This is a genomic window from Pseudomonas sp. NFIX10 (genome assembly GCF_900111955.1).
GTDB lineage: Bacteria > Pseudomonadota > Gammaproteobacteria > Pseudomonadales > Pseudomonadaceae > Aquipseudomonas > Aquipseudomonas fluorescens_AA.
Map to the genome: position 1 here is coordinate 1 of NZ_FOKH01000019.1, position 25,837 is coordinate 25,837.

Annotated in this window: 36 protein-coding genes and 1 pseudogene; 32 read left to right on the top strand and 5 right to left on the bottom strand. The window is 59.7% G+C overall.

Annotated elements, in window-relative coordinates; all coding sequences use genetic code 11:
• A partial coding sequence (locus tag BM321_RS17695; RefSeq protein WP_139236205.1) for a transposase occupies positions 1–267 on the top strand: 267 nt, incomplete at its 5' end.
• Positions 268–826: 559 nt separating this feature from the next.
• Here BM321_RS17695 and BM321_RS17700 read toward each other — a convergent pair.
• The gene (locus BM321_RS17700) at positions 827–1,180 is read right to left on the bottom strand and encodes a DUF6124 family protein (protein WP_092443692.1); all 354 of its coding nucleotides are present in this window, start codon (positions 1,178–1,180) and stop codon (positions 827–829) included.
• A 537-nt stretch (positions 1,181–1,717) separates the two neighbouring features.
• Here BM321_RS17700 and BM321_RS17705 point away from each other — a divergent pair.
• From BM321_RS17705 to BM321_RS17805, 22 genes are all read left to right on the top strand, one after another.
• Positions 1,718–2,452, top strand: coding sequence for a LexA family transcriptional regulator (locus BM321_RS17705; protein WP_092443832.1), 735 nt, complete (start codon positions 1,718–1,720; stop codon positions 2,450–2,452).
• 467 nt (positions 2,453–2,919) lie between these two features.
• Positions 2,920–3,117 (top strand): Com family DNA-binding transcriptional regulator, encoded by a 198-nt coding sequence (locus tag BM321_RS17710; protein WP_092443695.1) that lies wholly within the window; start codon positions 2,920–2,922, stop codon positions 3,115–3,117.
• A gap of 5 nt (positions 3,118–3,122) precedes the next feature.
• Positions 3,123–3,767, top strand: a complete 645-nt coding sequence (locus tag BM321_RS17715) for a hypothetical protein (protein ID WP_092443697.1) — start codon at positions 3,123–3,125, stop codon at positions 3,765–3,767.
• An 85-nt stretch (positions 3,768–3,852) separates the two neighbouring features.
• Complete coding sequence (locus BM321_RS17720) at positions 3,853–4,281, top strand: hypothetical protein (RefSeq protein ID WP_092443699.1); 429 nt, start codon at positions 3,853–3,855, stop codon at positions 4,279–4,281.
• Between the two features lie 130 nt (positions 4,282–4,411).
• Complete coding sequence (locus BM321_RS17725; RefSeq protein ID WP_092443701.1) at positions 4,412–4,762, top strand: phage holin family protein; 351 nt, start codon at positions 4,412–4,414, stop codon at positions 4,760–4,762.
• Between the two features lie 36 nt (positions 4,763–4,798).
• The gene (locus tag BM321_RS17730) at positions 4,799–5,311 is read left to right on the top strand and encodes a hypothetical protein (RefSeq protein WP_092443703.1); all 513 of its coding nucleotides are present in this window, start codon (positions 4,799–4,801) and stop codon (positions 5,309–5,311) included.
• A 3-nt stretch (positions 5,312–5,314) separates the two neighbouring features.
• Positions 5,315–5,926: a phage baseplate assembly protein V gene (locus BM321_RS17735; RefSeq protein WP_092253768.1), complete on the top strand. Its 612-nt coding sequence runs from the start codon at positions 5,315–5,317 to the stop codon at positions 5,924–5,926.
• Positions 5,927–5,937: 11 nt separating this feature from the next.
• On the top strand, positions 5,938–6,270 hold the full coding sequence (locus BM321_RS17740; RefSeq protein WP_014336817.1) for a phage baseplate protein: 333 nt from the start codon (positions 5,938–5,940) through the stop codon (positions 6,268–6,270).
• The gene (locus BM321_RS17745) at positions 6,267–7,262 is read left to right on the top strand and encodes a baseplate J/gp47 family protein (protein ID WP_092443705.1); all 996 of its coding nucleotides are present in this window, start codon (positions 6,267–6,269) and stop codon (positions 7,260–7,262) included. Before BM321_RS17740 ends, BM321_RS17745 begins: the two co-directional genes overlap by 4 nt.
• Positions 7,259–7,903, top strand: coding sequence for a phage tail protein I (locus BM321_RS17750; protein WP_092443707.1), 645 nt, complete (start codon positions 7,259–7,261; stop codon positions 7,901–7,903). The genes BM321_RS17745 and BM321_RS17750 overlap by 4 nt, the downstream gene beginning before the upstream one ends.
• Positions 7,900–8,433, top strand: coding sequence for a hypothetical protein (locus tag BM321_RS17755; RefSeq protein ID WP_092330598.1), 534 nt, complete (start codon positions 7,900–7,902; stop codon positions 8,431–8,433). Before BM321_RS17750 ends, BM321_RS17755 begins: the two co-directional genes overlap by 4 nt.
• A 26-nt stretch (positions 8,434–8,459) precedes the next feature.
• Positions 8,460–9,080, top strand: coding sequence for a hypothetical protein (locus BM321_RS17760; protein ID WP_092330595.1), 621 nt, complete (start codon positions 8,460–8,462; stop codon positions 9,078–9,080).
• A gap of 9 nt (positions 9,081–9,089) precedes the next feature.
• Positions 9,090–9,347 (top strand): tail fiber assembly protein, encoded by a 258-nt coding sequence (locus tag BM321_RS17765; RefSeq protein WP_092330593.1) that lies wholly within the window; start codon positions 9,090–9,092, stop codon positions 9,345–9,347.
• A gap of 84 nt (positions 9,348–9,431) precedes the next feature.
• Entirely contained in the window at positions 9,432–9,659 is a 228-nt protein-coding gene (locus BM321_RS17770) for a hypothetical protein (protein WP_092443710.1), read from the top strand.
• A gap of 2 nt (positions 9,660–9,661) precedes the next feature.
• Entirely contained in the window at positions 9,662–10,828 is a 1,167-nt protein-coding gene (locus tag BM321_RS17775; RefSeq protein WP_060738969.1) for a phage tail sheath protein, read from the top strand.
• Entirely contained in the window at positions 10,828–11,334 is a 507-nt protein-coding gene (locus BM321_RS17780) for a phage major tail tube protein (protein WP_092443712.1), read from the top strand. Before BM321_RS17775 ends, BM321_RS17780 begins: the two co-directional genes overlap by 1 nt.
• Before the next feature lie 152 nt (positions 11,335–11,486).
• Entirely contained in the window at positions 11,487–12,062 is a 576-nt protein-coding gene (locus BM321_RS17785; protein WP_092443714.1) for a phage tail assembly protein, read from the top strand.
• On the top strand, positions 12,059–12,184 hold the full coding sequence (locus tag BM321_RS31010; RefSeq protein WP_256573515.1) for a hypothetical protein: 126 nt from the start codon (positions 12,059–12,061) through the stop codon (positions 12,182–12,184). Before BM321_RS17785 ends, BM321_RS31010 begins: the two co-directional genes overlap by 4 nt.
• Positions 12,185–12,190: 6 nt before the next feature.
• The gene (locus BM321_RS17790; RefSeq protein WP_092443715.1) at positions 12,191–14,371 is read left to right on the top strand and encodes a phage tail tape measure protein; all 2,181 of its coding nucleotides are present in this window, start codon (positions 12,191–12,193) and stop codon (positions 14,369–14,371) included.
• Positions 14,371–14,754 carry a phage tail protein gene (locus BM321_RS17795; RefSeq protein ID WP_072410629.1) on the top strand — a complete coding sequence of 128 codons (384 nt, stop codon included), beginning with the start codon at positions 14,371–14,373 and terminating at the stop codon, positions 14,752–14,754. The genes BM321_RS17790 and BM321_RS17795 overlap by 1 nt, the downstream gene beginning before the upstream one ends.
• A complete protein-coding gene (locus tag BM321_RS17800; protein WP_058542798.1) occupies positions 14,747–14,959 on the top strand; it encodes a tail protein X in 213 nt (70 codons plus the stop codon). Before BM321_RS17795 ends, BM321_RS17800 begins: the two co-directional genes overlap by 8 nt.
• Positions 14,960–14,968: 9 nt before the next feature.
• Positions 14,969–15,985, top strand: a complete 1,017-nt coding sequence (locus BM321_RS17805) for a contractile injection system protein, VgrG/Pvc8 family (protein ID WP_092443717.1) — start codon at positions 14,969–14,971, stop codon at positions 15,983–15,985.
• A gap of 31 nt (positions 15,986–16,016) precedes the next feature.
• Here the strand turns inward: BM321_RS17805 and BM321_RS17810 are convergent.
• Positions 16,017–16,749, bottom strand: a pseudogene (locus tag BM321_RS17810) (lipopolysaccharide biosynthesis protein).
• 351 nt (positions 16,750–17,100) lie between these two features.
• Between BM321_RS17810 and BM321_RS17815 the strand changes: the two are divergent.
• The 5 genes from BM321_RS17815 to recX all read left to right on the top strand — a co-directional run bounded on the left by BM321_RS17815 (position 17,101) and on the right by recX (position 20,342).
• Positions 17,101–17,646 (top strand): glycoside hydrolase family 19 protein, encoded by a 546-nt coding sequence (locus BM321_RS17815; protein ID WP_092443718.1) that lies wholly within the window; start codon positions 17,101–17,103, stop codon positions 17,644–17,646.
• Positions 17,643–18,158: a lysis system i-spanin subunit Rz gene (locus tag BM321_RS17820; protein WP_092443720.1), complete on the top strand. Its 516-nt coding sequence runs from the start codon at positions 17,643–17,645 to the stop codon at positions 18,156–18,158. The genes BM321_RS17815 and BM321_RS17820 overlap by 4 nt, the downstream gene beginning before the upstream one ends.
• A gap of 71 nt (positions 18,159–18,229) precedes the next feature.
• Positions 18,230–18,730, top strand: a complete 501-nt coding sequence (locus tag BM321_RS17825) for a CinA family protein (RefSeq protein ID WP_092205025.1) — start codon at positions 18,230–18,232, stop codon at positions 18,728–18,730.
• 83 nt (positions 18,731–18,813) lie between these two features.
• A complete protein-coding gene (recA, locus tag BM321_RS17830) occupies positions 18,814–19,866 on the top strand; it encodes a recombinase RecA (RefSeq protein ID WP_003198351.1) in 1,053 nt (350 codons plus the stop codon).
• Between the two features lie 8 nt (positions 19,867–19,874).
• Positions 19,875–20,342 (top strand): recombination regulator RecX, encoded by a 468-nt coding sequence (recX, locus tag BM321_RS17835; RefSeq protein ID WP_072410553.1) that lies wholly within the window; start codon positions 19,875–19,877, stop codon positions 20,340–20,342.
• 47 nt (positions 20,343–20,389) lie between these two features.
• Here recX and BM321_RS17840 read toward each other — a convergent pair whose 3' ends face one another.
• On the bottom strand, positions 20,390–21,508 hold the full coding sequence (locus tag BM321_RS17840; RefSeq protein WP_092443721.1) for an LOG family protein: 1,119 nt from the start codon (positions 21,506–21,508) through the stop codon (positions 20,390–20,392).
• A gap of 455 nt (positions 21,509–21,963) precedes the next feature.
• On the opposite strand from BM321_RS17840, the gene BM321_RS17845 reads away from it, so the two are divergent.
• Positions 21,964–22,158, top strand: a complete 195-nt coding sequence (locus tag BM321_RS17845) for a hypothetical protein (protein WP_003198357.1) — start codon at positions 21,964–21,966, stop codon at positions 22,156–22,158.
• Here the strand turns inward: BM321_RS17845 and BM321_RS17850 are convergent, their stop codons facing one another.
• Positions 22,159–22,581 carry a quorum-sensing-regulated virulence factor family protein gene (locus BM321_RS17850; protein ID WP_003198359.1) on the bottom strand — a complete coding sequence of 141 codons (423 nt, stop codon included), beginning with the start codon at positions 22,579–22,581 and terminating at the stop codon, positions 22,159–22,161.
• Positions 22,582–22,765: 184 nt separating this feature from the next.
• On the opposite strand from BM321_RS17850, the gene BM321_RS17855 reads away from it, so the two are divergent.
• From BM321_RS17855 to BM321_RS17865, 3 genes are all read left to right on the top strand, one after another.
• Positions 22,766–23,512, top strand: coding sequence for a tRNA-uridine aminocarboxypropyltransferase (locus BM321_RS17855; protein WP_092205022.1), 747 nt, complete (start codon positions 22,766–22,768; stop codon positions 23,510–23,512).
• A 213-nt stretch (positions 23,513–23,725) separates the two neighbouring features.
• Positions 23,726–24,379, top strand: a complete 654-nt coding sequence (gene erdR, locus BM321_RS17860; RefSeq protein WP_092205021.1) for a response regulator transcription factor ErdR — start codon at positions 23,726–23,728, stop codon at positions 24,377–24,379.
• Positions 24,380–24,451: 72 nt separating this feature from the next.
• Positions 24,452–24,814 (top strand): diacylglycerol kinase, encoded by a 363-nt coding sequence (locus BM321_RS17865; protein ID WP_053118952.1) that lies wholly within the window; start codon positions 24,452–24,454, stop codon positions 24,812–24,814.
• 4 nt (positions 24,815–24,818) lie between these two features.
• On the opposite strand, the gene BM321_RS17870 is transcribed toward BM321_RS17865, so the two are convergent.
• Entirely contained in the window at positions 24,819–25,745 is a 927-nt protein-coding gene (locus tag BM321_RS17870) for a LysR family transcriptional regulator (RefSeq protein WP_024617637.1), read from the bottom strand.
• Positions 25,746–25,837 lie beyond the last annotated feature (92 nt).

Sequence of the window (25,837 nt, forward strand, 5' to 3'; positions counted from 1 at the left end):
GATCGAGTCGTCCCATTTTTTGTTTTCCCACCGGCCATTCGAAAAGTGATCTACACGACCAATGCAATCGAAAGCATCAACGCTCAACTGCGCAAGATCATTAAAACGAGAGGACACTTCCCAACCGATGACGCTGCAATCAAATTAATCTGGCTGGGCTTGCGCAATATCACGGCGAACTGGGGCAGTGCGGCCCACGACTGGAAAAGTGCCATGAATCAATTCGCGATCCTGTACGGGGACCGGTTCATCAGGCCGACGTGGTAAATGAAGGTCTGCCTAACGGCAGGCCGTTACCGGCCCGCACACAAAAAACCTGACACTCCCTGCTGCGGTAATGGCTGCTGACGGTTCCGCTCTTACAGCGGCTCACTTTTGAGAAGCCTGCGCGGCCCGGCGAAAAGTAAGCAAAACGCTCATGCCCCACCACTCGGTGCCTCGCCTAGGCTCGGCATGCCTGAACGAAGGCATTGCTCCGTGGGCCGCCGCGAAGGGCCATCCATGGCCCAGCGCGGCTAACCCGGCATCCATGCCGGGTTGCCCACTGCGCAATACCTTCGTTCAGCCAGCGTGGTTAATGGGGCGCCGAGATCAACGTCCACCGCGAGGCGGCCTGAAAGCCGACCTGATTCTTGGTGGGACCGCGATTCTCCTGTGGGAGCGGGCTTGCTCGCGATGACGGCTGCCAATACAACTTCGATCGTTCCCACGCTCCGCGTGGGAATGCCGCCAGGGACGCTCCGCGTTCCGCTTCTGGAGGGTGACGCAGAGCGTCACGGGATGCATTCCCACGCGGAGCGTGGGAACGATCAACGATCAAAAACGCCTACCTCGGCTCAACCACATCCAGCGCCCGATTCGCCAGCAACTGGCCCAACTCAATCATCTGCTGGACCCCCAACGCGATATGTCGTCGCGAGCCCTCCAGGTCGAATGCCAGGTCACTGACCATGGCATTGGCCGAGGCCAGGGTTTCGCTGAGGTTGGCGAGCAGGCATTCGGCGTCGATGTCGGGGGCGATGATGAAAAGGGTGTCGGGGGTGTCGCAGGTTTCTTTGTCGGGTTTCGGCTTGAGGTAATAGTCCAGGGCGCGGGTGGCCGCGTCATCGAGTTTCTTGGCGTTGGCCGATTGGCTGCGGGAAACGTGATCGTCTGGGGGATTTGGAGTGTTCTTCGGCATTCTATGGATCCTTGAAGTTGAGCCACCACTCACTCGCGACTAAACGAGGGGCGGCAGCTGTACGCAGGTTAGTCGACCGGGGATCCAAGAAACCGGCGCGCCCGAGGGCGCCCTGCGCACAGCTACCATCAAGTGCAGGAATAGAAGAACCTGACTGAATGGAGCAATGAGCACCTTGGAATACCGAGCGACTAAACCCGATCACTGATGGGCAGTGACGAGAATCAAAGTACCGATGGGATCCAAGGTGGACAAGCCGGCGGATTCTGGCGCAGTTGTAGGCAGAGGCGCAAGGCGATGTAGCCTGGTGTCGCAGATTTGAAGGACGGGGGCGGAGCCTTTTCCTAAGGGAGTGTAGGGCGATTCCGTGGCGAGGGAGCTTGCTCCCGCTGGGCTGCGCAGCAGACCCTTTTTGTGGGCGCTTCGCACCCAAGCGGGAGCAAGCTCCCTCGCCACAATGAATGCAAAAGGCTTGAATTGCATATTTATGCAAAACAGCATTTGTCTTCTGCGAAAAGAACAAGCATTATGCGCGTTATGCAAAAACGCAACGTTTCTACCGTATTAAGAGCATTGCTCGATCAGCACGGGATCTCCCCCACGGAGCTTCACCGGCGTACCGGCGTGCCTCAGTCCACCCTCTCGCGGATTCTCAGCGGCAAGATCGTCGACCCTTCGGATAAACACATCTCGAAGATCGCCGAATATTTTGCCGTGAGCACCGATCAGTTGCGCGGGCGCGCGGACGTTGCGCCCGCCGGCAATGTTCGCCGCGATGAGCCGCATTCCGAACTCAAGGACATAAGCCTGTGGGACGATGAAACACCCGTCGAAGAAGACGAAGTGTCGGTCCCTTTTCTGCGCGAGGTTGAATTGGCTGCTGGATCAGGAAGATTCGTCATCGAGGAAAGCGAGCGCTCAAGCCTGCGCTTCGGCAAGCGTAGCCTGCGCCATAACGGCGTGCAGTTCGACCAGGCCAAGTGCGTGACGGTGCGCGGCAACAGCATGTTGCCGGTGCTGCGCGACGGTGCCACGGTCGGGGTAAACGCCGGCAAATGCGGGATCGGCGACATCGTCGACGGTGACCTCTACGCCATCAATCACAACGGCCAACTGCGGGTGAAGCAGCTTTATCGCCTGCCCACCGGTATCCGCCTGCGCAGCTTCAACCGTGACGAGCATCCGGACGAGGACTACACGTTCCAGGAAATGCAGGACGAGCAAATCGTCATTCTCGGTCACGTCTTCTGGTGGGGCATGTACGCCCGTTAACCCCTCCGCTGTCAGATAAAAACCCGCCGCCGTGCGGGTTTTTTTTCGCCTCCCGAAAACTCGCAGCCCCGTATTTATAAGGGATCCATGCATTTGCGCATTCTATGTGCATAAATAAATGCATTTACGCATTGACTGTATATGCATCCATGCATATTCTGTGTCCAAGCCGCTCGACAAAGCGGCTGGCAACAAAGCTCTTTAGTTCCACCAACAGGCAGCGATGAACCGGCCTTAACGGTTCAGAGGGTTGGCAACTGACCCGGGTGTGCAGCGTAAAGCACCAGAAGCAGTTATCCGGCGGGCAGGGACCGCGGCCGGAGGAACAATTTGAATGGATCCGTACCGCGCCAGTCGCGCCGAAAGATCAAGCGCATTACTGAAAAGCCTGGGCAACCGGGCTTTTTGGAATGCCTGCACCGTGAGGTGCGTTCAACCACATCACCGCCGCCAATGGAGGGCTTTCAATGTTGAAGGATTTCAGATGCGGTCACTGCAAACGACTTCTGGCCCGCGTGGGCGAGAACACCGAACTCCAGATCAAATGCTCCCGCTGTGGGACGTTGAATCATGTGAAGGCCGTTGAGCCTCGAGTGAACGCCGGCGAGCGAACAGCGTGCGGAGGAGACCCAGCACTCCGTGCTCAATCACATCCATCGAGGTAAGAAAAATGAAATTGCTCAAAAAAATCCTACTGGCGACTGCGTTTCTGTCGTCCTTCGTAACCCTGAACACTTGGGCTGATACGGCCATGTCATGGAACCTGGCCCGGGACATGTACCTGATGACCGAAGCCGCACCGGCCGGTTCGCCGTGGTCGTTCATGCAAAACAAATCGGGGGTGAATGCCTCGGCCAACTACACGCTCATGCCTACGTTCCAGGCGGGGACATGCAATGGCCAGCCAACCACTTGCTGGCAGGACACTACTACGGGAGCCTGGATTTTAATTCCCCACGCAAACGTCACCTTCACGGGTTCAGGCACCAGTTTTGTATTCAAGCAGGGCGACGTAGCCACACATCCCGGCACCAACAGCCAGAGCATCTTCCGCTGGGCCAGTCCTGTCACCGGCAACATCAACGTGCTGGGTCGGGTCAACGACCTGCATAACGCCTGCGGGGATGGGATTGGCTGGTCGCTGAATCTGGGTGACACCGTGCTCCAGTCCGGAAGCCTGGCAAACGGCGGCAGCACTACGTTTATGTTGAATAGCGTAGCGGTTACGCCGACATCTTCGCTTTATCTGGTCATCGACAGGAAGTCCGACAACTCCTGCGACTCGACCAGTGTGGACATGCTGATTACTCGGTAGGCGTAACAGGGGCTCCGGAGGTATCCAGTTCAAAGAGTTGTATTAACGCGCCTCAAAAACCTATTTATCTAAGGGAAGTAAGCTAATGAAGAAATTATTCAGCATGCTGCTCGCAGCCGTCCTGGCGACCCAGGCCCTCCATGCGTCTGCCGAAACCTCACCTGTCGGTTCCTGGCAATTCGCTTCCTACCATGTTCCGGGTGGCGGTTTTTATGCCAACCAGACGATCTGTTTCAAAGAAGACAATACCTGGTACTCGAGCTCCCAAGCCGGCTGGAAGGGCGCATGGTTCCAGAACGGGGACGATCTCCAGTGGAATGGGAGTGTGCCGATGCCGGGGGCAGGAAGCGCCAACAATCTCGCGACCATTGCCATGGGTAAGTTCGTCGCCGCAGGTTCTATGTCGGGTAACTACGCCGAATGGGCAGCACCCAGTGCGCTACCGCTGCCTTGGGACAGGCACTACACCTACACCATGACTTACAAAGGCGCGACCTGCGCTGCGCCAAAGTGATGTCAGCCTTCAATGAGCTGACGAACGCTTGAACGCCGCTTCCAGTGACTTAACGGGTTGCAACGACCCACCTCTCTTTCAACTTCAAACAACTTCCCCGCCCAATCTTAATCACCCCAGGAAACGAGACATGACAAACGAGCAACAAGCGTTGCTGGACATGCCGATCTGGCTGGTCATCGTGCTCGCCCTGGTGGGCGGGGTGTCCGGCGAGATGTGGCGCGCCGACAAGGAGGGGGCCCGTGGCTGGCCGTTGCTGCGCCGCGTGGTGCTGCGCTCCGGTGCCTGCGTGGTCTGCGGGGTTTCGGCAACCATGCTGTTGTATGCCCTCGGCATGTCGATCTGGAGCGCTTGCGCCCTGGGTTGCCTGACTGCCATGGCCGGTGCCGATGTGGCGATCGGTCTTTACGAGCGCTGGGTCGCCAAGCGGATCGGCGTTTGCGAAATGCCACCGCGGGACCTTCCTCCCGACCAGCCGTGAACTCACATCGCTGATCCATACACCAGGAGGCGATCAATGCCCGTCCTCATCGAAAAACCGTCGCAGCTGTTCGTCGCCATTGCCCAGACGCTGCGCATCACTTATCCCACCTTGAAAGTCGGTAGCCCTCAGGCGTTCGATGGCACCGACGACCAACCCTGGGTGCTGATTGCCATTGAACGCGATGCGTCAGGTAACCGCGCCAATGACGGGCGTATCGCCCATGTCCTGACGGTTTCCCTGCAAGTGGTCATGGCCGTTCCAGGCTGGGAGGCCTGCGATCTGGCCGGTGAATTGAAGCACCTGATCGTGGATAACCGCTGGGGCTTGTCGGGCGATCAATGCGATCTGCCCACGGAAATCGATGGCCTCGCCTCCACGTTCATCCACGAAGCACGGGTGTACAGCGCCTGGACCCTTTCCTTCAACCAAACCCTGTACCTCGGCCCGACGCTGCTGGAGGACCCGTTGGGCATCCCGAAATTTGCCCGTACCTGGGAAGTGTCGAACATCGACGACCCGGATCAATACACCGCACTCGAGGGCTGAGCCATGTTCGATGGGCTGTTACGGATGCATCTGGGGCCGATCATCGAGCGTCTGGCACAGATGGAAACCGAGCTGGAAGACCTGCATCGGCGTGCGGAGAGTTTCTGCCGCATCGGCGTTTGCCAGGAAGTCGATGCGGCCAGCAACACCTGCAAGGTCAGCCATGGCGGGTTGCTGACGCCGGCGATCCGCTTTTTCAATCCGAGCGCCGGCGCCCAGAGCGAATCGCGGATTCCGTCCGTGGGCGAGCAGTGCCTGTTGCTGAACCATGGCGGCGGCGAGAGCGGCGGGCAGGCGGTGGCGTTGTTCGGTCTCAACGGCGGTCAGTTCCCGCCGGTCTCGACCCAGGCCTCGCTGACGCGGCGCCTCTATCAGGACGGTACGGAAAACGGCTACGACCATGCCAGCCATGTCCTGCACTGGCAAAACGGCCCGGCGGCGTTCAGCGGTTCCCGTGAAGCCCTCCAACTGAACATCGGCCCGTCGCGGTTGGCGATGACAGCCGAGGCCATCGAATTGCAAGTCGGCGCCGTCGGCATTCGGCTCGACGCTTCCGGTGTGCACCTGAGCGGCCCGGTGGTGGATCACCAGGGACGCGTCATCAGTACCGCATAAGAGATTTCCTCATGATTGGAATCGATCGAAATACCGGCGCCACGGTCGACGACTGGCTGCAGTTCGTGCAGCGCGCTACCCGTGCATTGACCACGCCGTTGGGCACTCGCCAGAAGCGCCCGTTGTATGGCTGCGCACTCACGCAGTTGCTGGGGCAGAACCTCGGCGACGACCTGCTGATCCTCGCCCAGAGCCACGCGGCTCAAGCGTTCTACAACCCGGACAATGGCATCGATGATTTCGAGCCGCAGGTCATTGTCGCCAGCCGGCACGGTGCCGGATTGCTGCTGCGTTTCGCCGGCACCTGGAAAAACCGCAAACAGACTTTCGAGGTGGTGACATGAGCATGTTGATACCCGGCCAGAACCAACTGGCCGAACCGGCCATCGTCACCGTCGAAGCATTCGAGGACCTTCTCGCGGAGTTCAAGACCTTCGTGGTCGAGTACGTCGCCGCACGCTCTCCCGCCAGCGCGGCGAAACTGGTGGACAGCCTCGAAAACGAAAGCGAACTGCTGACCCTGGCCCTGGAAGCGTTCTGTGTCCGGCTGCAAACCCACGAACGCAAATACAACGCTCGCATCAAGCAGATGCTGGCGTGGTGGGCCACCGGGACCAACCTCGATGCTCGCCTCGCGGACATGGGGCTCGAACGTCAGTTGCTCGACCCGGGCGATCCTGCGGCGTTTCCGCCCATCGCCCCGGTCTACGAGAGCGACGATGACGCTCGCTTGCGTTACTACCTGGCACCCCATGCTCCGGCGGCGGGCTCGCGCATGCAGTATCGGCGAGAGGTCTTCACCCTCGGCGAACGGCCTGCGGTGAAGGTGGAAAGTGCCGCTGGCGGTGTCGTGAACGTGACCTACACGTTCGATCCGGATGGTCTCGCCGCGCAAGTCAAGGACGGCAACGGACGCCGGACGGCACCGGGCGAAGTCACGGTCACGGTGCTTTCCCGCGAGGGCGACGGCACACCGTCCGAAGCGCTGCTGAACGGTGTTCGCCAACACTTCGCCCGGCCTGATGTACGGCCGGAAACCGATCTGGTCATCGTGCAGGCCGCGCAAATCAAACCCTACAAAATCCGCGTCGTGGCGAAGATCAACGCCGGCCCGGATTCGGGCTTGACCCAGGTTGCCGCCGAACAGCAATTGCGGGAATACGCCGAGGCGTGTCATCGACTGGAAGGTCGGGTGGACCCGAGCTGGATCGACTACACGCTGCACAGTGCTGGCGCGGTTCAGCTCCAGATTCTCGAACCACTTGCACCGATTGTGACGACGGCTTTCCAAGCCCCGCACTGCACGGGCGTCGAGGTCGAGGTGGAGACGTTATGACTGACGACACACCCCGCCTGAGCCTGCTGCCGGTCAACAGTTCGCCATTGGAACGGGCGCTGGATCTCGGTTTCGCCCGGCTGCTCGAACGCATCGATCCGCCGTTTCCCGAGCTGATGAATCCAGGTGAAACCCCGTCCGTTTTCCTGCCTTATTTGGCCGCGGATCGGGGTGTCAGCGAATGGGATGCGCAAGCCCGCGACCAGGAAAAACGTTTGACGGTTTCATTGTCCTGGCAGATCCAGCGCCAGGCCGGTACTCGCCAGGCTTTGAACCACGCCGTCGAATCTCTGGGGTTCACACCTCAGGTTACTGCTTGGTACGAACAGCACCCTCGCGCTCACCCCTACACCTTTGATGTGCAAGCCGTCATCGGCCAAAGCTGGGCCAGTGGTGATCACAATCGGCTGATACAGCGAATCAATGCAGCCAAGAGCGAGCGCGACCAGGCCACCATCACTCTCGTGCATCAAACGAGCGGAGGACTCGCAGCAACCGCAGTCATGCACAGCCCGTTGAGCGAGGGAGAGCTGTTTCTGTGCGGGACGCTGCCCATGCTCGAACTCGACGCGCGGCTTGCCAATATCGGGGTTTTCCAACCCTACATCATTAACGATTACGACCTCAGGGCGCAGCCATGACAGAAGATATAACGCGCTTGGTTCGCTTCACTTCCGCCGGCTTGGCGGAGGTGTTGCAGGCAAAGAACCAAGGTTTGAAAGGTGAAATCACTCACATCGGTGCCGGCACCGCCCGCTACGATCCAAATGGATCGGAAACAGCGCTTCGCAATGAACGGCAGCGCGTGGCGATTGTGGATTACGAAGACCTTGATCCCGGGCAACTGAGAATGGCCGCGCTGTTCGACGGAGCAGATGAATACGAGATCGGTGAGTTCGGATTTTATCTGTCAACTGGGACGTTGCTGGCGGTCTATTCGGTGGCTGGAAAGTTGCTGACCTACAAGGCGGCCGCGGCCCGTGTACTGCAAAAGTTCACGCTTGATATTTCGCCATTACCGGCGCAAAGCGTCACGGTGGTGGTCGGGTCTGACAATCTGAACATCCTGTTGAGCGAGGAAATTGCCACCGTAGCGACTGCCAATATCGACAACATGGCACGGCATGTCGGCTTGCTGTTTCGGGTAATGACGCTTGAAGTCGCCAAATAAATCAATAGCACAAGGAGTTTGACAACGTGAGCCTGGAAACCACTATCGCGTCGCTGGTGACAGCGGCCAACAATTTGACCACAGTGGTCAATGGGAAGATCGGCAGTATCAACACGACCATGGCCACGGCTTTGGCCCAGTTCAATGAGTGGCGAAGCCTGAAGGATGTTGAAGGAGATCCAACTGCGCTTGGCACGATTCGTCGCAACGTGTTGCAAGGGCATGTCTACGGGACTGGCGGCGTCTATGGCGCCACGGCACAAGGTGATTTTGTATCGACTAACTTGGGTGCCAGCGCGAACGTGTACATGCATTTCAGAGTGCCGCTGAACATCAATGTCCACTCGGAAATGTTCTGGTTCAACATCAAGGGTTACAGCTACGGCACAGCAAAAATAATCGACGAAACCTTGGTGGGGTATTGCTATCAGCCCACGCGGGTCCTGCAAAGTGTTTCGACTTTCGGGAATATGACGCCAGCTGTGTATGTCGATACCAACGGCAATATTGTCATGCGAATTCTGATTCCCAATATTTACTACACCACTGTGCGTATCGACACGATGCGAGTGGGCAATGGCCGATTGTTCAATCTGGGCGACTTGAGCACCAAATTGTCCTTGGCCGAAACCGTTGTCTTCAGTTAAGGAACGAACATGTCTGATACATCCAACGCGGATCATCTTGATATTCCGCTCGCTATACCGTCGCATGAAATCGAGTGGGCAGCCATTCGCACCCGCCGCAATCAGCTTTTGCGAGATACGGACTTTACCCAACTGCCGGATTATCCCGTGACAGAAGCGCAGCGGGCCGAGGTCAAGGCTTACCGTCAGACCTTGCGTGATATTCCCGAGGCGATCGAGGACCCGTCCAAGTTTGTCTGGCCTGTGATGCCAGCTTTCATCAAGTAAACCCTAACCGCGACAGCGGTTTTTTTTCGCCTGCAGTAAGCCCCGTTTGGGGCTTTGTGCTTTTCGCGTCTGGAGAACCCGTAGATGCCCATTCGTAAGCAATACACCGTGTTGCTGCCATTCCCCATCGGCGGCGGCCATTGGTCGAGCATCGGCCAGGAGCTCAATCTGCTGGATGTCGAGGCCAATGCCTTGCGCAGTGCCGGTCGTCTTGAACTGAGCAGCGCCCTGGCGGCGCACAAACCGGCTGTCGACACGCAAGCCATCCCCACCAAACCGGCCAAAAAGGCCGCCACCAAGAAGGCTGAATAACCATGGCTGAGGTTTTGAACTTCGAGCACAACGGCATTACCGTCAATGCCACTGAATCTCCCGAGGCCATGGGTGGCCTGGGTGACAACGTCATCGGGCTGGTCGGCACCGCGCCGAATGCCAACCCGCTGATTCCGAAAAACACCCCGTTCCGTATCAACAGCTTCACCACTCAGGCCCAGCTGGACCCGACCGGTGCCGAAGCGGGGACGTTGTTTCACGCTGTCTACCAGATCCTCAAAGTGGTCAAGGTGCCGGTGTACGTGGTTATCGTCGAAGAGGGCGCCACGCTGGCCGACACGCAGAACAACGTGATCGGCGGTATCGAGGCGCAGACCGGGCGCAAGCTGGGCTTGGCCGCGTTGAGTGGGGTCGCTGAAGACCTGACCATCATCGGCGCGCCAGGCTTTACCGGCACCAAGGCCGTGGCCAGCGAGTTCGCCTCGTTCGGCAAGCGCATCAAGGCCCGTGTGGTGCTCGATGGCAAGGACGTCGCGGTCGCCGACCAGGTGACCTACAGCCAGGAACTGGGCGGCGCGGACCTTGGTTTCGACCGTTGCCTGGTGGTGCACAACATGCCGGCGGTGTACTCCAAGGCCGCGAAGAAAAACGTCTTCCTGGCGCCGTCGAGCCTGGCCATCGCCGCCCTGGCCAAGGTCAAGCAATGGGAGAGCCCGGGCAACCAAGTCACCTACGCCGAAGACGTTTCCCGCACCGTCGAATACAACATCCTCGACACCTCCACCGAAGGCGATCTGCTCAACCGCTACGGCGTCAGCTACTACGCCCGGACCATCCTCGGCGGCTTCTCGCTGCTGGGCAACCGTTCCATCACCGGCAAGTTCATCAGCTACGTCGGCCTGGAAGATGCCATCAGCCGCAAGCTGGTGAAGGCCGGCCAGAAAGCCATGGCCAAGAACCTGACCAAGTCGTTCATGGACCAGGAAGTCAAGCGCATCAACGACTGGCTGCAAACCCTGGTCGCCGACGAAACCATTCCCGGCGGCAGCGTGTACCTGCACCCGGAATTGAACAGCGTCGAGAAGTACAAGAATGGTACCTGGTACGTGGTCATCGACTACGGCCGCTACGCGCCGAACGAACACATGATTTATCAACTCAACGCCCGCGATGAAATCATCGAGCAGTTCCTGGAGGATGTTCTCTAATGTTTACCAACCGCGTAAGACAGGCCATCGCGGCCACCCTGCAGGGCCTGCCGTTGTCGGCGACCGTGGAAAGTTTCACCCCTCCCAAGATTGAGTTCGCCATGGAGACGATGAGCGGTGGGCGCTTTATTGGCGAGGAAATGGCCAAGAGTGGCACCGTGCTCGGGGCTACGTTGGTGCTGCAAGGCGTGGGGCCGGAAATCATGTTGGCCCTGGGTGTGAGTGTAGGCGACGACATCCTGCTGAACGTGCGCGAGGCCGGTCAGGACCAGGATGGCAATACCTGGTTCACCTACCACACCGTCGGCGGGAAGTTGAAGTCCCTGGTCGAAGCGCCGCTGAAAATGGGGGATAAACCGACCACCACGCTGGACCTCTCCTGCCGCACCTACAACCGCCTCGAAAACGGCGTCCCGGTGATCGACATCGACGTACGCACCCAGAAGTTCGTGCTCAACGGCGTCGACATCCTCGGCGATGCTCGCCGTGCGGTGTTGTTGCCGTAAACGAATGCCCGTCAGTTGCACCCAATCCCTGTGGGAGCGAGCTTGCTCGCGATAGCGGTGTGTCAGCCCAAATCGATGCTGACTGATCCGACGTCATCGCGAGCAAGCTCGCTCCCACAGGTTGTCCTCTGATTCATCAAGGAACTGATTCCATGTCCTGGACGCCTCCCGTTCATGTCTTGCTGTCGCCGATCACCGGTGACGACGAAACACAGATCGAGCAACTTCCCCTCAAGCCGCTGTACTACGCCGCGCAAAAAGACGCCCTGGCCCGCGCCGGTGATGACGAAGACGATCAGTTCTTCGAACTGGCCAAACTGGCCACGGGGCTGTCGGTCAAGGAACTCGACCAGCTCAAGCGCCCGGACTACGTGAGCATTGCGCAATACGTGCATGAAATGTCCACCCTACCGACGTCTCACTTCCTGGAGCAGATGGCCGGCGCACCCGCCGATCCTGACCAGGTACAGCTGCTGCAACCGCTCGACGTTGCGGGGCGCAGCATGACTTCGCTGACCCTGGAAATGCCAGTGCTGCGTGCCACCAAGGCGATGAAAAAACTGAAAACGGCCAAGGAACGCGCCGAGTTCATCACCGCCCATTGCACCGGTCTGATGATTCCCGATCTCGACCGGCTGACCGTGCCCGACTGGACCCAGTTGCAGGTGCGCATCGACGATTTTTTAAACAAACCGGCGGACTTCTTTCGGAGCGCGACATCGAAGTGATCCTCGATGTGGTGCCGCTCATTTACTCGGTAAGTGAGGCGGAAATCCTGGAGTGGGACGCCGGCAAGGCCTTGCGCCGCTACGACATCGCGATCGTTCGCCTTGGCGTGAAACAGGAGTAGAGCGGGATGGCGGACGATAGATATTCGCTCAAATACGCAGCCTTCAATGAGAATGGGTTGGCGTTCGGTAATACCAGCCTCACCAGTGGCGTGTCGGCGCAAGGCGCGTTCGCCAGGGATCAACTGGCGAGCCTCGATCTGGTGCTGGAAACACTCGGGCTCAAGCTCGGTCTGCTGACCACCGCGATCGAGTCGCTGACCGTGAAGCTGTCGGCGCAACGATTGTTCTCCCAAACGATGGGCGCCGACGCCAAGGGCGAGTCGGCCAGTGAGCCAAAGGGCAAGCCGAGTGGCGGTATCGAACCACCGGCGCTGCTCAAACCCGCGATAGCGATGGATTCGGCCATGGCCGATCTGAAAAAGGCCACCCAATTCGGGCCGCGCCAGATTCAACAGGTGGCTGAGTCCACCCAGCAGATCGCCACCGCACCGTTGGTGGCGGCCAGGGGCACCACGGCGGTTGAAGTGGTGAGGATGCAAAGCCTGGCGGCGGGGAAGGGCATCGGTAGTGACGTGCACGATGCCTCGGAGCGACAGTTGGCGCTGTCGCGTTTTGCCTCGGATGCTGGCGTCACTGCGACGGCGTTCGATATGCCGGCCATGAAGGCCGCCGAAATGCTGGCCGACTGGCGCATCTCCATGAAGCTCAACGGCGCCGAAGCCTTTGATTTGGCGGATGCCGCCAATCAGTTGGGCAAGCTACCCAATGGTGCGAAACCGGCTGAGATCGGTGCGGTCTTGCAGCGTGACGGTGCGGCGGCGACGACAGCAGGCCTGGCCCCTGCACAAGCCGCAGCGCTGACGGCGGCGTTGCTCAATACCGGTACCCGACAAGCTGAAGCTGGCGTGGCGCTGGATAGTTTCACCACGGCCCTGGGCAAGGGTGACCAGACCTCCGCCACCGAGCAAATGGCCTGGAAACAGCTGGGCCTGGAGCCCAAGGCTGTGGCGAGCGGTTTACGTGACAAGGACACCGCGCCTGGCACGGTGATGACGGTGCTGGCGGCGTTGAACGCGCAACCGACCGAAAAGCGCTCGACCCTTGCCGTTACGCTATTCGGCAATGGCGATGAGGCGGTGCTGCGCATGGCGCAGAAACTGCCCGATGTGAACGCTGCCTTCTTGCAGGTGAAAGACCCAGGCCAATACGCCACGTCGCAATTGGGCAACGACGGCTCGGTGCGGCAGGACGCGTTGGCGCTGTCGAACACCCGGCAAGGCCAGTTGAACATCCTCAACGCCCGTAACGAGCGTTTGTCGATGGCCACGGGAAACGCCCTGATGCCTGTGGCGGATAACTCGTTTCAGTGGCTGGGTTCGCTGACCGATGGCCTGAGTGAGTTGGCTGAGTCCTCCCCTAAAGCCACCGCGGCCATTGTGCTGCTGGGCGCGGCGATCAAACCGCTGGTTGGGGCGCTGCTCAAGGCCGTAGCGGATGAGATGTCCAATCAGGTGGCCAAGCGGGTGTTGGGTAGGGCCGCTCCGCACCTTCCCGGCCGACTGGGCGAGGTGATCTCCGAGGACTTCAGGAAAAATCCTCCTGGGGACAAGCTGGATACAAGCAATGCCAGCCAGCGTCCCGAATCCACGAGAGGGCCGAAAGTACGCGTCAGTGCACGAGGCTCGCGGGGAGGCGCAGGGCGTTTTTCATTCGGGCCCACGGCCTCATTACGCTCGATGACGCGCAACGCACCCGGCCCATTGAAAGCCGTCGGCGCCGTCGCTGATGTGGCCGAGGGTGTGCTGACCGGCGACAAACGGATGATGGGCGCAGGCCTGGGCGCCGCGGGTGGCGGCTGGGCAGGCGCTGCTGCGGGGTCTGCGGCCGGTGCCGCTTTAGGCAGTGTCGTTCCGGTGATCGGCACTGCCATCGGGGGGGTGATTGGCGGGCTGCTGGGCGGCTGGCTGGGGAGCGATGTCGGCGCATCCCTGGGTGAAAAACTCGTCGCTCCCGCCGACAGGCTCGCCGCTCCAGATCAGATCAGCAAAGACCTGGCCGGCACCCAGACAACCACACAGCAGAACACCATGACCGCGAACATCTACATCAACGGCCAGGACCAGGCCAGTGCCAGTCAGTTGGCCAACCTGGTCGTGCAGCAGCTCTCGGGCCAATTCGGCTTGACGACCATGCCCAACTCACTGGCCATGCGCAGTGACGCCGCCCTGACCGACGGAGGTACGTGATGCGTCAACAAATGGCACTCGGCAGTTTCATCTTTGGGCTGTCGAGAAAGTTTGCGTACCACCAGTTGGTACACACATCGGACGGTGGCTGGAAAAGCATCGACATTCTCACCAGCAAACCCAAGTCCAGCCAGATCGGCCAAGGGCTGCAAGGGCTGACGATCACGGGCAAGTCGATGTACGCGACCGCCATGGATCGTCTCGATGAGCTGCGCGCATTGCAGGCGCAGCGCATCCCACTGCCGTTGGTCGATGGCATCGGCCGCAACTGGGGCCTGTGGCAGATCAACAAGGTCACGGAAACCCAGACCGAAATCATTGATGACGGTACGGCGATGGTGGTCGGCTGGGTGGTTGAATTGATGGAGTTCGCCAATGCGTAGGGTTCGAAGTATCGCCGGTGATTCGGTGAATCTGTTGCTGTACCGCGAGCTGGAGCGTTGTGACGATATCGTCGAGGAGGCGCTGTGGTTGCTCAATCCGGGGCTGGCCGAATGGGGCCCGGTATTGCCGGCGGGCGTATGGGTTGTCTTGCCGGAAGTGGACCTCAAGCCCGTGGCAACCCCACCGGTTTCGGCCTGGGATTAAGGAGGCGACATGTCATTGGGTTTCACGCCTGCGGTGGAAATTTATGGCGCGAACGCCGCGCTGCTCAACGAACGCCTGCTCAAGTGGGAGCATGTCGACGCGGCGGGTATCGAGTCCGATCAACTGACGCTCACCATCAGCCTGGACGGGCTCGAAGGGTTGCCCAGCCTGGGCGGCAAGATTGGCCTGCGGGTCGGTTATCTGGAGTCGGGGCTGGTGGACAAGGGCGAGTTCGTCATTACCCGGCGCACGCCGACGCTGTTCCCGTTGCGCCTGACCTTGGTGGCCATGGCCGCGCCGTTCAGTGCGGCGGACCAGACCGGGTTCAAGCAACGCCGATCCGTCAGCCATGGCCCGACGACCTTGGGCGCGCTGTTTCGTCAATTGACCTCCAGGCATGGCTTTTCTCCGCGTGTGGCGCCGGACTTGTCGCTGATTAAGATCGAACACATCGACCAGTCCAACGAAACCGACATGGGGTTCCTCACGCGCCTGGCTCACCGTTATGACGCGGTCGCCAAGCCGGTCAACGAGCTGTATGTGCTGGCCCGGCGCGGCCAGGCGAAGTCGTTGTCGGGCAAGGTCCTGCCCGAGATGAAACTGTCGGTGACGACCAACAATCGCCCGGGCGACCACGCCTTCATTTCGGCCAAGCTGGATGAAGGCGCCCGGGCCAAGTACCAAGGCTGCAAGACCCGTTGGTGGGATGCGGCGGCGGGCAAGCTGCAGGTCGAGGAGAGCGGCATCGCGCCGTTCAAGACCCTGCGCCAGCGCTTCCAGAGCGCCGACGATGCTCGCGCCGCCGCTGAAGGAGAGGTGCGTCGGATGCTGCGCGAAGCGCTCAAGGTGACGATCGAGTGCCCGGGTAACCCGGGGCTGTCCGCCGAGGGCATCGTGCTGCTGGATCCCACCTGGCCGGATTTCATGCGCGGTCGCTGGTCGATCGACAAGGTCACCGCCAGTGGCGACCGGGAAAACAGCTATCGCTGCTTGATTGATGCGACCTGCCTGGATGCCAAGGTGTGACGTCCACCCATGAGGGCGGTTTTGCCGGTATTCATCTGGACGCCAGCAGTCGCTTCGCATCATCGACGCTGACTTTCTGGATGATGTGCGTGGGAACCCGGGAGGTGGCGGATAAGTTGTAGACCTGGAAACGTTCGTCGATGACGGCGTCCGCCATCAGCTTCAAGGACGGCAGGATTCGGGTGTGATAGTGCTGGTCCAGGCCGCAGGGGGAACGTTTGCCTTGGGCCGTTTCATAGAATCGGCCTGCGGCCTGGTTCAAGTCGAAGCCTACGAGGAACACCTTGTTGAATCCCAGGTGGTAGGCGATCTGCAAGGCCAGGTACATGACGGTTCGCGCATCGAAGCAGCCGGCGGCGATGTTTTTGCTGAAGCCGATGTCTTTGCTGCGTTTGCTCAGGAAAGATGTTTTCCGGACGAACGACTGCTCTCTGTCAAATAACGTCGCCAGGAAGGAGGCCCTCGGGGCTTTCTTCAGGCTCAGGGTGTGTCCGCTTGGCTGGGTTTCAATGACTTCGAATTGGTCTTCCCATAAGGCAACGTTTTCGCTGAGCCCCATGGCCGTGGCAAACAGCTCGGGTTGCTGACGGGGAAAGTCATTATCGGAGCAGACAAAGAAGAACGGTTATATCGGTGTCGGCGAACATCGATATGGCGCCATTCATGGTGATCATCGGGATGTTGGCAAACTCATGGATGGGGAAATGCTTCGCCGAATTGCCTGAGGCGATAATAAAGACCGGGCCGCTTTTTGTGTTTCTCAGTCATCAGGTGAGATTCGCCTTGGCCGGGAGGCGGGAGGACCCTTGCCACACGATCTATCTGAAGTTTCCTTGCTCATCTGTCTTTCCTTGTTCAGATCATCCTTTGTGCCGGGACTATTCGAGTACGTGGCCTTGCCGTCGAAGGGGAGGGTTGGATGCTGAAGTTTCCAGGTTTCCCTCGATATCTCAAGGTGTTTCAGGCGGTTACGATCTGCTAATCGACTGAAATCGTTGCTTTTTGTTCAACGCAGCTTCGTGCGGTTTCGCTCTGAATACAATGCCGGCTCAACATCGCCATCGCTAAGATTGAATTTTTCGACGATGTTCGTCAAACGCGTTAAGGAGAGCGCCATGCCCATCACGTCAGCACAACTGCTGCGTATCTTCCCCAATGCCGGCGCGAATGCCGGCATTTTTACACCTGCCCTCAATGCAGCCATGGGCTGTCGCCAGATCGTCGGCCCCAAGCGTGTCGCCGCGTTCCTCGCCCAGGTTGGTCATGAGTCTGGGCAGTTGCGTTATATACGAGAGTTGGGCAACGCCGCCTACCTGTCGAAATATGACACCGGCCCGCTGGCCCTGCGCCTGGGTAATACGCCCGAGGCGGATGGCGATGGCCTGAAGTACCGCGGCCGGGGTTTGATTCAGATTACCGGCCGGGCCAACTACCAGGCCTGTGGTGAAGCGCTGGGCCTTGATCTGGTCAAGGCCCCTGAGTTGCTGGAGCAACCGCAGTGGGCTGCACATTCGGCGGCCTGGTTCTGGTCGATCAATGGGCTCAATGCCCTGGCTGATGCAGGGCACTTCGACAAAATTACCCAGCGGATCAATGGCGGCCAGAATGGCGCGGCGGATCGTCGAGCCCTGTATGCACAAGCGCTGAAGGTGCTCGAATGAGCCCGCTCCTGCTACGGCTCGCTCCGGCGGTCGGGCTGGCGCTTTCGCTGGCGGCCGTTGGTGTGACGTGGAAAGTCCAGGACTGGCGCTATGGCAACATCTTGGCGGAGCAAGCCAGGCTACAGGCCGAGACCCTGAATCGATTGACCCTCGCAGCGGCCGCTTCGCAACAGCATGAAGCCGACAGGCGCCTGGCCCTGGAGCGGCAGCTATCCGCCAGTGAACAAACCCATTATCGAGCCTTGAGCGATGCCCAACGTGACCAGGATCGCCTGCGCGATCGCCTTGCTACTGCCGATGTCCGGCTGTCAGTCCTCCTCGACGCCAACGATGTTGCCGCCGGTTGTGCAGTGTCTGCCGCCACCGGCGCCGGCGGCCTGGATCATGGCGCCCCACGCGCCCGACTTGACCCGGCGCATGCTCAACGAATTATCGCCATCACCGACGCCGGTGATCGCGGACTGATTGCCTTGCAGGCCTGTCAGGCCTATATCAGAGCGCTGGGTCGGTAATCCGGCGAGCCTTGCAAGCGTCGACTGCTCGTGTACGGTAGGCCTCAATCGCGTGGAATCAGGAGAGCACCATGGATGACATTACCGAACTGGCCGCTGAATTGGGCAGACGCCTGCAGTTGCTCAATGCCCACGTCACCACGGCCGAGTCCTGTACGGGCGGGGGGATTGCCGAGGCGATTACCCGGATTCCCGGGAGTTCTGCCTGGTTCGAGGCCGGTTATGTCACCTATTCCAATCGCCAGAAGAGTCAGCAATTGGAGGTGCCGGCCCAGTTGTTCGAGAAGGTCGGGGCGGTCAGCCGCGAAGTGGTCGAGGCCATGGCACAAGGCGCACAGCGCAAAAGCCTGGCGCGTTTTGCCGTGGCGGTCAGCGGGGTGGCCGGGCCGGACGGGGGGTCGCCGAGCAAACCGGTGGGCACCGTATGGCTCGCCTGGGCCGTTGGCCAGACGCTGATCAGCGAGCAGCGCTTCTTTTCAGGCAACCGCGACGAGGTCCGCCGACAAACGGTGAAGGCCGCGCTAGAGGGGCTGCTGCAACATGCCGCTGTAGAAATCTCAAATCAGGGGTAGGCGATCCTCGATCGCTGTGGAATAATACTGGCTACTTATACAGGTGTTGGCCGTCAGGCCTTATTGATTACGTGAGGACTTTAATGGACGACAACAAGAAGAAAGCCTTGGCTGCGGCCTTGGGTCAGATCGAACGTCAATTCGGCAAGGGTGCCGTAATGCGTATGGGCGATCAGGACCGTCAGGCTATTCCTTCCATCTCCACCGGCTCCCTGGGCCTGGACATTGCGCTTGGCATCGGCGGTCTGCCAAAAGGCCGAATCGTTGAAATCTACGGTCCTGAGTCGTCCGGTAAAACCACGCTGACCCTGTCCGTGATCGCCCAGGCTCAAAAAGCCGGCGCGACCTGCGCCTTCGTCGACGCCGAACACGCCCTGGACCCGGAATATGCCGGCAAACTGGGCGTCAACGTCGACGACCTGCTGGTTTCCCAGCCGGACACCGGCGAGCAGGCCCTGGAAATCACCGACATGCTGGTGCGTTCCAACGCGGTCGACGTGATCATCGTCGACTCCGTGGCGGCACTGGTGCCAAAGGCTGAAATCGAAGGTGAAATGGGCGACATGCACGTGGGCCTCCAGGCTCGCCTGATGTCCCAGGCCCTGCGCAAGATCACCGGTAACATCAAGAACGCCAACTGCCTGGTGATCTTCATCAACCAGATCCGTATGAAGATCGGCGTGATGTTCGGCAGCCCGGAAACCACCACCGGTGGTAACGCACTGAAGTTCTACGCCTCGGTTCGCCTCGACATCCGCCGTACTGGCGCGGTGAAAGAAGGTGATGAGGTTGTCGGCAGCGAAACCCGCGTCAAGGTCGTGAAGAACAAGGTGGCTTCGCCGTTCCGTCAGGCCGAGTTCCAGATTCTTTACGGCAAGGGCATCTACCTCAATGGCGAGATGATCGACCTGGGTGTGTTGCACGGTTTCGTCGAGAAGTCGGGCGCCTGGTATGCCTACAACGGCACCAAGATCGGTCAGGGCAAGGCCAACTCGGCCAAGTTCCTGGCAGATAACCCGGAAGTTGCCGCTGCCCTCGAGAAGCAATTGCGTGACAAACTGTTGAGCCCGGTTGCAGACGTCAAGTCCGTGGCTAATCGCGAGACCGCTGACGATCTGGCTGACGCTGACATCTGATCGATCCGATGACCGTCGTACTCGATACCCTCGTCGCGGTGCGGCGAACCGCGATGGACCTGCTCGCCAGGCGCGAGCACGGTCGGGTTGAGTTGACGCGTAAACTGCGTCAGCGCGGCGCGCCCGATGAATTGATCGACACTGCCCTCGACCGTTTGACTGAAGAGGGCTTGCTGTCGGAGTCCCGTTACCTGGAAAGCTTCGTCGCTTATCGCGCCCGCTCCGGCTACGGTCCTTTGCGCATTCGTGAGGAGCTGGGCCAGCGCGGTTTGCAACGCCCGGATATCGAACTTGCCTTGCGCGAAAGCGGTATCGATTGGCAGGAGCAACTGACGGACACCTGGCGTCGCAAGTTCTCAGGGCATTTGCCCATCGATGCACGAGAGCGAGCCAAGCAAGGGCGTTTTCTGGCGTACCGAGGCTATTCCATGGAAATGATCAACCGCTTGTTCAGCGGTCGCGGCATGGATGATTGAATAAAAAAACGGCCCGCTATTTCGATAGCGGGCCGTTTTTTATGGGCTCAGGTTACCTTGATCGGCTCCCAGGCAAGGGGATGGGGCTTTTGGGCGGGTTGGGCCCAGTTTTCCGGCAGGTTGATGTAGTCCACCAATTCCCTCAAACGACCATGATTACGCGCGTTGAAGGTGAACGTCAGACGTGTCAGGTGACTGAACCGGGCCTCGTCGTGCTCTTCACCGCTGTAGTCATGTTGATGAAAACAATCGTTCAGGCACAGGTCGGCGAAATCTACCTGCATCTGCTGCAGTGCCTGTTCGCTTAGCTTGTGATTCATGCGAATCACGAACTGATGCTTGAGCCAGCGACTGGAGTGGAAGTTGCGGTAGAACTGATTGATCTCTTCCACGGCCTCTTCGGCGTTGTACACCAGGCGCATGAGCTTCATGTCGGTGGGTAGGATGTAGCGATTTTCTTCCAACTGCTCATGGATAAAGTCCAGGGCGCTTTGCCAGAACCTGCCCCCGGGAACATCCAGCAGGACCACCGGTACCAGTGGGCTTTTGCCGGTCTGGACCAGCGTCAGGACTTCCAGCGCCTCGTCAAGCGTGCCGAAACCGCCAGGGCAGAGCACCAATGCATCGGCCTCCTTGACGAAAAACAGCTTGCGGGTGAAGAAGAAGTGGAACGGCAGCAGGTTCGACGTGCCTTCAACGGTCGGGTTCGCGTGTTGTTCGAAAGGCAGGGTGATATTGAAGCCCAGGCTATGGTCAAGCCCCGCGCCTTCATGGGCCGCGGCCATGATGCCTCCGCCGGCACCGGTGATGACCATCATGTCCGAGCGTGCCAGCGAAGCGCCCAATTCTCGGGCCAGGCCGTACAACGGATGTTCGATAGGCGTTCGGGCCGAGCCGAAAACCGTGACCTTGCGCCGGCCCTTGAATTGTTCGAGCGTACGGAAGGCGTGTTCCAATTCCCTCAGGGTCTGCAGCGTGATCTTGGCATTCCAGCGGTTGTGATCTTCCTGGGCCATGCGCAGCACAGTCAGGATCATGTCACGGTAAATGGGGAGGTTGGGGCTGTTGGGAGACACCAGGTTGAGTTGTTCTTCGACCTTGCGGGTAAGGTCGTGGCCGTGGTTCTCAAAATGACGACTGAGCAGGTCATTCGGTTTATAAGGCATTCAACTTCTCCTTCTTAACAGGACCCTGGCCCGGATGAGAGATTCATCAGGGCCACGACACTCCGTGTGTCGTCGTCAGCCCAGGCAGCGGCCTGGAGGTTGACCTGGCTTGACGCGGTCTGCAGCAGGGCGACCAAGCCATCCAGCGGATTCTGTTTTTCCCTTTTGATGAAAACAAGCACGCCAAGGTGTTGGCCGGGCAGCCTCTTTCTGCCCGATGCACATACTCTGAATACTTCTGAATCTAGCTGATCTTTGCTGTCCTGATCATGGCGCTCAAAAGTGACCGTTGGCAACCGCTGGATAAGTGCACCGCCCTATAGCGCCGCTCGTCAGATTGCCGGCCGGGTGCGTGCCGCTCTGATTTACTGATAACAAGCGTGGCAATGCAATTTGGCGCTCAGGGCTGGTGCTACGTGATGGATTGAAGCGGATCGGGCATGGAGGCGGGAGAGATGACCAGGGTGACTCTGGAGCTCGACAGGCAGTTGTACTTGATGCTGTTGGAATCGGCGCAGGCCAATCGAGTGAGTCTTGAGGAGGAATGCTGTCGTCGACTGGGAGGGCGGGCATGGCGCTCGCGCTACCTGCAGGCGCTGGTGGCAGAATTGCGCGCCGACGATGAGCAGCGGCGCGCAAGCTCGGGTTGATTACTTCTTCGTCTTGGCGGGTTTCGGGCAATCCGATTCCTGGAAGCGTTCGGTCGCGACCGGGCGGTTGGTCTTAACCTCGGTGAATTCGTAGCGCATTGTCGCGCCCTTGGCCATCAGCTTGCGGAAGCCCGGATTGGTGCACACCGTGGAGCCCAACTGGAAATACACGGCCTTGGGGTCTGCGCGCATTTTCTGGGCATGGCTGCTTTGCACGCTGAGGTGGTTGATCAGCTCGGTGCCTTCGACGGTATACCCCTGGTCGAGAATGTCTTCGTTGATCGCCCGTGGCGTACCGACGCTGCTTTCCTTGGCAACGTTCTGCAGCATCTTGTTCAGTTCGAGTTCTTTCAGCGACGCAGCCTGAGCGCTGAAGGACGTCGCCAGCAGGACGGCAACGGTAGGGACGATAAGGCGCAGCATGAAACTCTCCTGGTTCAGTGACTGGTGGTTCGACCGATCACATGACTGTGCGTTCAGTGGCCGGGGATTATAGGGGAGCCTGGGTGGACGGTACAGGCTCGTGCGCTCTGGTAGACTGCCGGCCTTTATTGCCCTGCCGAGTGTTGTTCGTGTCGAGTTTTCCTGTCTGCCGGCGTCGCCCACGATGAACCACGCCCCTAATGCCGTAGCCCGCCTGCGCGACCAGCGCATCGATGAAGGGATCAAGCCGATCCAGGCCCGAGGCTGGCGCGCCCCCCGTTGCAGCGCCTGCCGGGTGATCGAGAGCCATTGCCTGTGCGCCTGGCGTCCGAGCGTCGAAACCCGTTCCGGGGTCTGCCTGATCATGACCAACAAGGAAGTGTTCAAGCCGAGCAACACCGGTTGGCTGATCGCCGATGTGGTGCGCGACAACCATGCGTTCATCTGGTCGCGCACGGAGATCGATGAGCAACTGCTGGCGTTGCTGAACGATCCGCAATGGCAGCCGTACCTGGTGTTTCCGGGTGAATACGTCGAGCCATCGCGGGTCACCCACACGGTGGACCTCGATCAGTCCAGGCGCCCGTTGTTCATTCTGCTGGACGCGACCTGGACGGAGGCGCGGAAGATTTTCCGTAAGAGCCCGTATTTCGACCGGCTGCCGATCCTGAGCCTGCTGCCCGACAAACTGTCGCGCTACCGTTTGCGTCGTTCGACCCGCAGCGAGCACCTGTGCACTGCGGAAGTGGCGGCGTTGTGTCTGGAGTTGGCGGGGGACAGCGACGCCGCGTCGGCCCTGGATGCCTATTTCGATGTGTTCAGCCAGCATTACCTGGGCGCCAAGGGCCAGCAGCAGGTCAACGTGTCGACCCCGGCCCATGCCGAGTTGCAACCCTTCATTCGTACGCCGCACACGGTATTGGCTCAATAGTGGCCCATACTGGATACAGGGGCGGCCGTGCTGCTTGACCACCCCGGCTTCGCTGGGCATGCTTGGCGCCGACCAGGGCGCCGCCCGTGTTTGAAACGTCATGTCTGGCGTTGCACATGCCCCTGTGGATGCCGCCGCAGGGCGGTGTCTTGAGTTGTCTTGGCGAGGTGCGAATGCTTCGGGCCTGCCATTAAAAACAGGATCATTTGAAAAATGGCCACATACGAAATCCTGATTGCCGATGACCACCCGCTCTTTCGCAGCGCGTTGCATCAGGCAGTGACCCTGGGCCTTGGCCCGGATGTCCGATTGACGGAGGTGGCCAGTATCGCGGAACTGGAGGTCCAGTTGACGGCGAAGTCCGATTGGGACCTGGTGCTGCTGGATCTGAACATGCCCGGTGCCTATGGTTTTTCAGGGCTGGTGCTGTTGCGCGGCCAATACCCGCAGATCCCCGTGGTCATGGTATCGGCCCAGGAAGAAGCGTCAGTGATGGTCAAGGCCCGGGAGTTTGGCGCCAGTGGCTTCATCCCCAAGTCCAGCTCCCTTGAAATGATTCAAAAGGCCGTGAAGGCGGTCCTGGACGGCGATGTCTGCTGGCCGCCCCAGGCGTTTGAAGCTGTGAGCGTGTCCGAAGAGGCCAAGGCCGCCAGCGCGGGCCTGGCCAGCCTCACGCCGCAGCAGTTTCGAGTGTTGACCATGGTCTGTGAAGGCCTGCTGAACAAGCAGATTGCTTATGAGCTGAACGTGTCGGAGGCCACTATCAAGGCCCACGTCACGGCGATATTCCGTAAACTGAACGTACGCACCCGGACTCAGGCGGCCTTGCTGTTGCAACAACTTGAGTCAATTTCGCCGCAGGCTTGATGCGCTGCTTCACGCTTTTTTGACCGGGTTTGAATTAGTTTCTCCACTCCTTTTCGATCAGTTGCTCACTCTATGTCACCTTTTAAAGGCCAGACCGGCCTGAAACGCATCCTCAACGCCTCCGGCTATTCCTTGGACGGGCTGCGCGCGGCTTTTGTCGGCGAAGCGGCTTTCCGTCAGTTGGTGTTGCTCAACGTCGTACTGATTCCGTTGTCCTTCTTCCTGAACGTCAGCCGTGTCGAACAGGCGCTGCTGATTGCCGTGTGCCTGCTGGCATTGATCGTGGAATTGCTCAACTCTGCGGTGGAGGCGGCCATCGACCGCATCTCCCTGGAGCTGCACCCGTTGTCGAAAAACGCCAAGGACATGGGCAGCGCTGCCCAGTTCGTCGCCCTGACGATGATCGCGTTGGTGTGGGGCCTGATCCTGCTGTAACGGCTCAGGCAATGGCCGGCAGCACGATTTCGTCGCTGCGCTGGGCCCCGGCGGTGAACGCCCGGCACAATTCGAGAAATTCGCGCATGGCGGAGGTCTGGTACTTCTGTTTGTGCCAGATGAAATAGAACTGCCGCGCCAGGTCCATGTCCGGTGTTTCCACCGCGACGAGGCTGCCGCGGCGGAAGGCGTCGCGCAGGGCCAGGCGTGAGATGCAGCCAATGCCCAGGCCGGATTCAACGGCGCGCTTGATCGCTTCGGTGTGTTCCAGTTCCAGGCGGATGTTCAATGCGCTGCGGTGGTGGCGCATGGCCTGGTCGAAAGTCAGTCGCGTGCCCGAACCCTGCTCCCGCAGAATCCAGGCTTCATGGGTCAATTCTTCCATGGTCGCCTGGCCGCGCTTGGCCAGCGGGTGTTGAGGGGCGCAGAACACCACCAGTTCGTCCTCGACCCAGCTTTGCACTTCGATGTCCGGATGGCTGCAGTCGCCTTCGATTAGACCCAGATCAATTTCATAGTGGGCAACCTGGTGCACGATATTGGCAGTGTTCTGCACGTGCAGCTTCACCTGGCTTTCCGGATGGCGCTGCATGAACCCGCCGATCAACAAGGTCGCCAGGTAATTGCCGATGGTCAGCGTCGCGCCGACCGCCAGTGAGCCGAAACCGGACTTGCCATTGAGCAGGTCTTCGATCTCCTTGGCCTGGTCCAGCAGCGCCACTGCCTGGGGCAGCAGCTGTTTGCCCAAGGCATTGAGGCTCAGGCGTTTGCCGGCACGGTCGAACAGCTGGCAGCTCGATTGCCGCTCCAGTTCGGTGATGGAGGTGCTGGCCGCCGACTGCGACAAGTTGAGCTGGCCCGCAGCGCGAGACACGCTTTCTTGCTGGGCGACGGCGACGAAGACTTGAAGTTGACGTAGAGTAAATCGCATATCGATATAACCGATAACCCTTATCTTAATAATCCATTTAACAGATATTGTCGCCGCCATTAGAATGCGATGCAATATTGCGCAGGTGATCC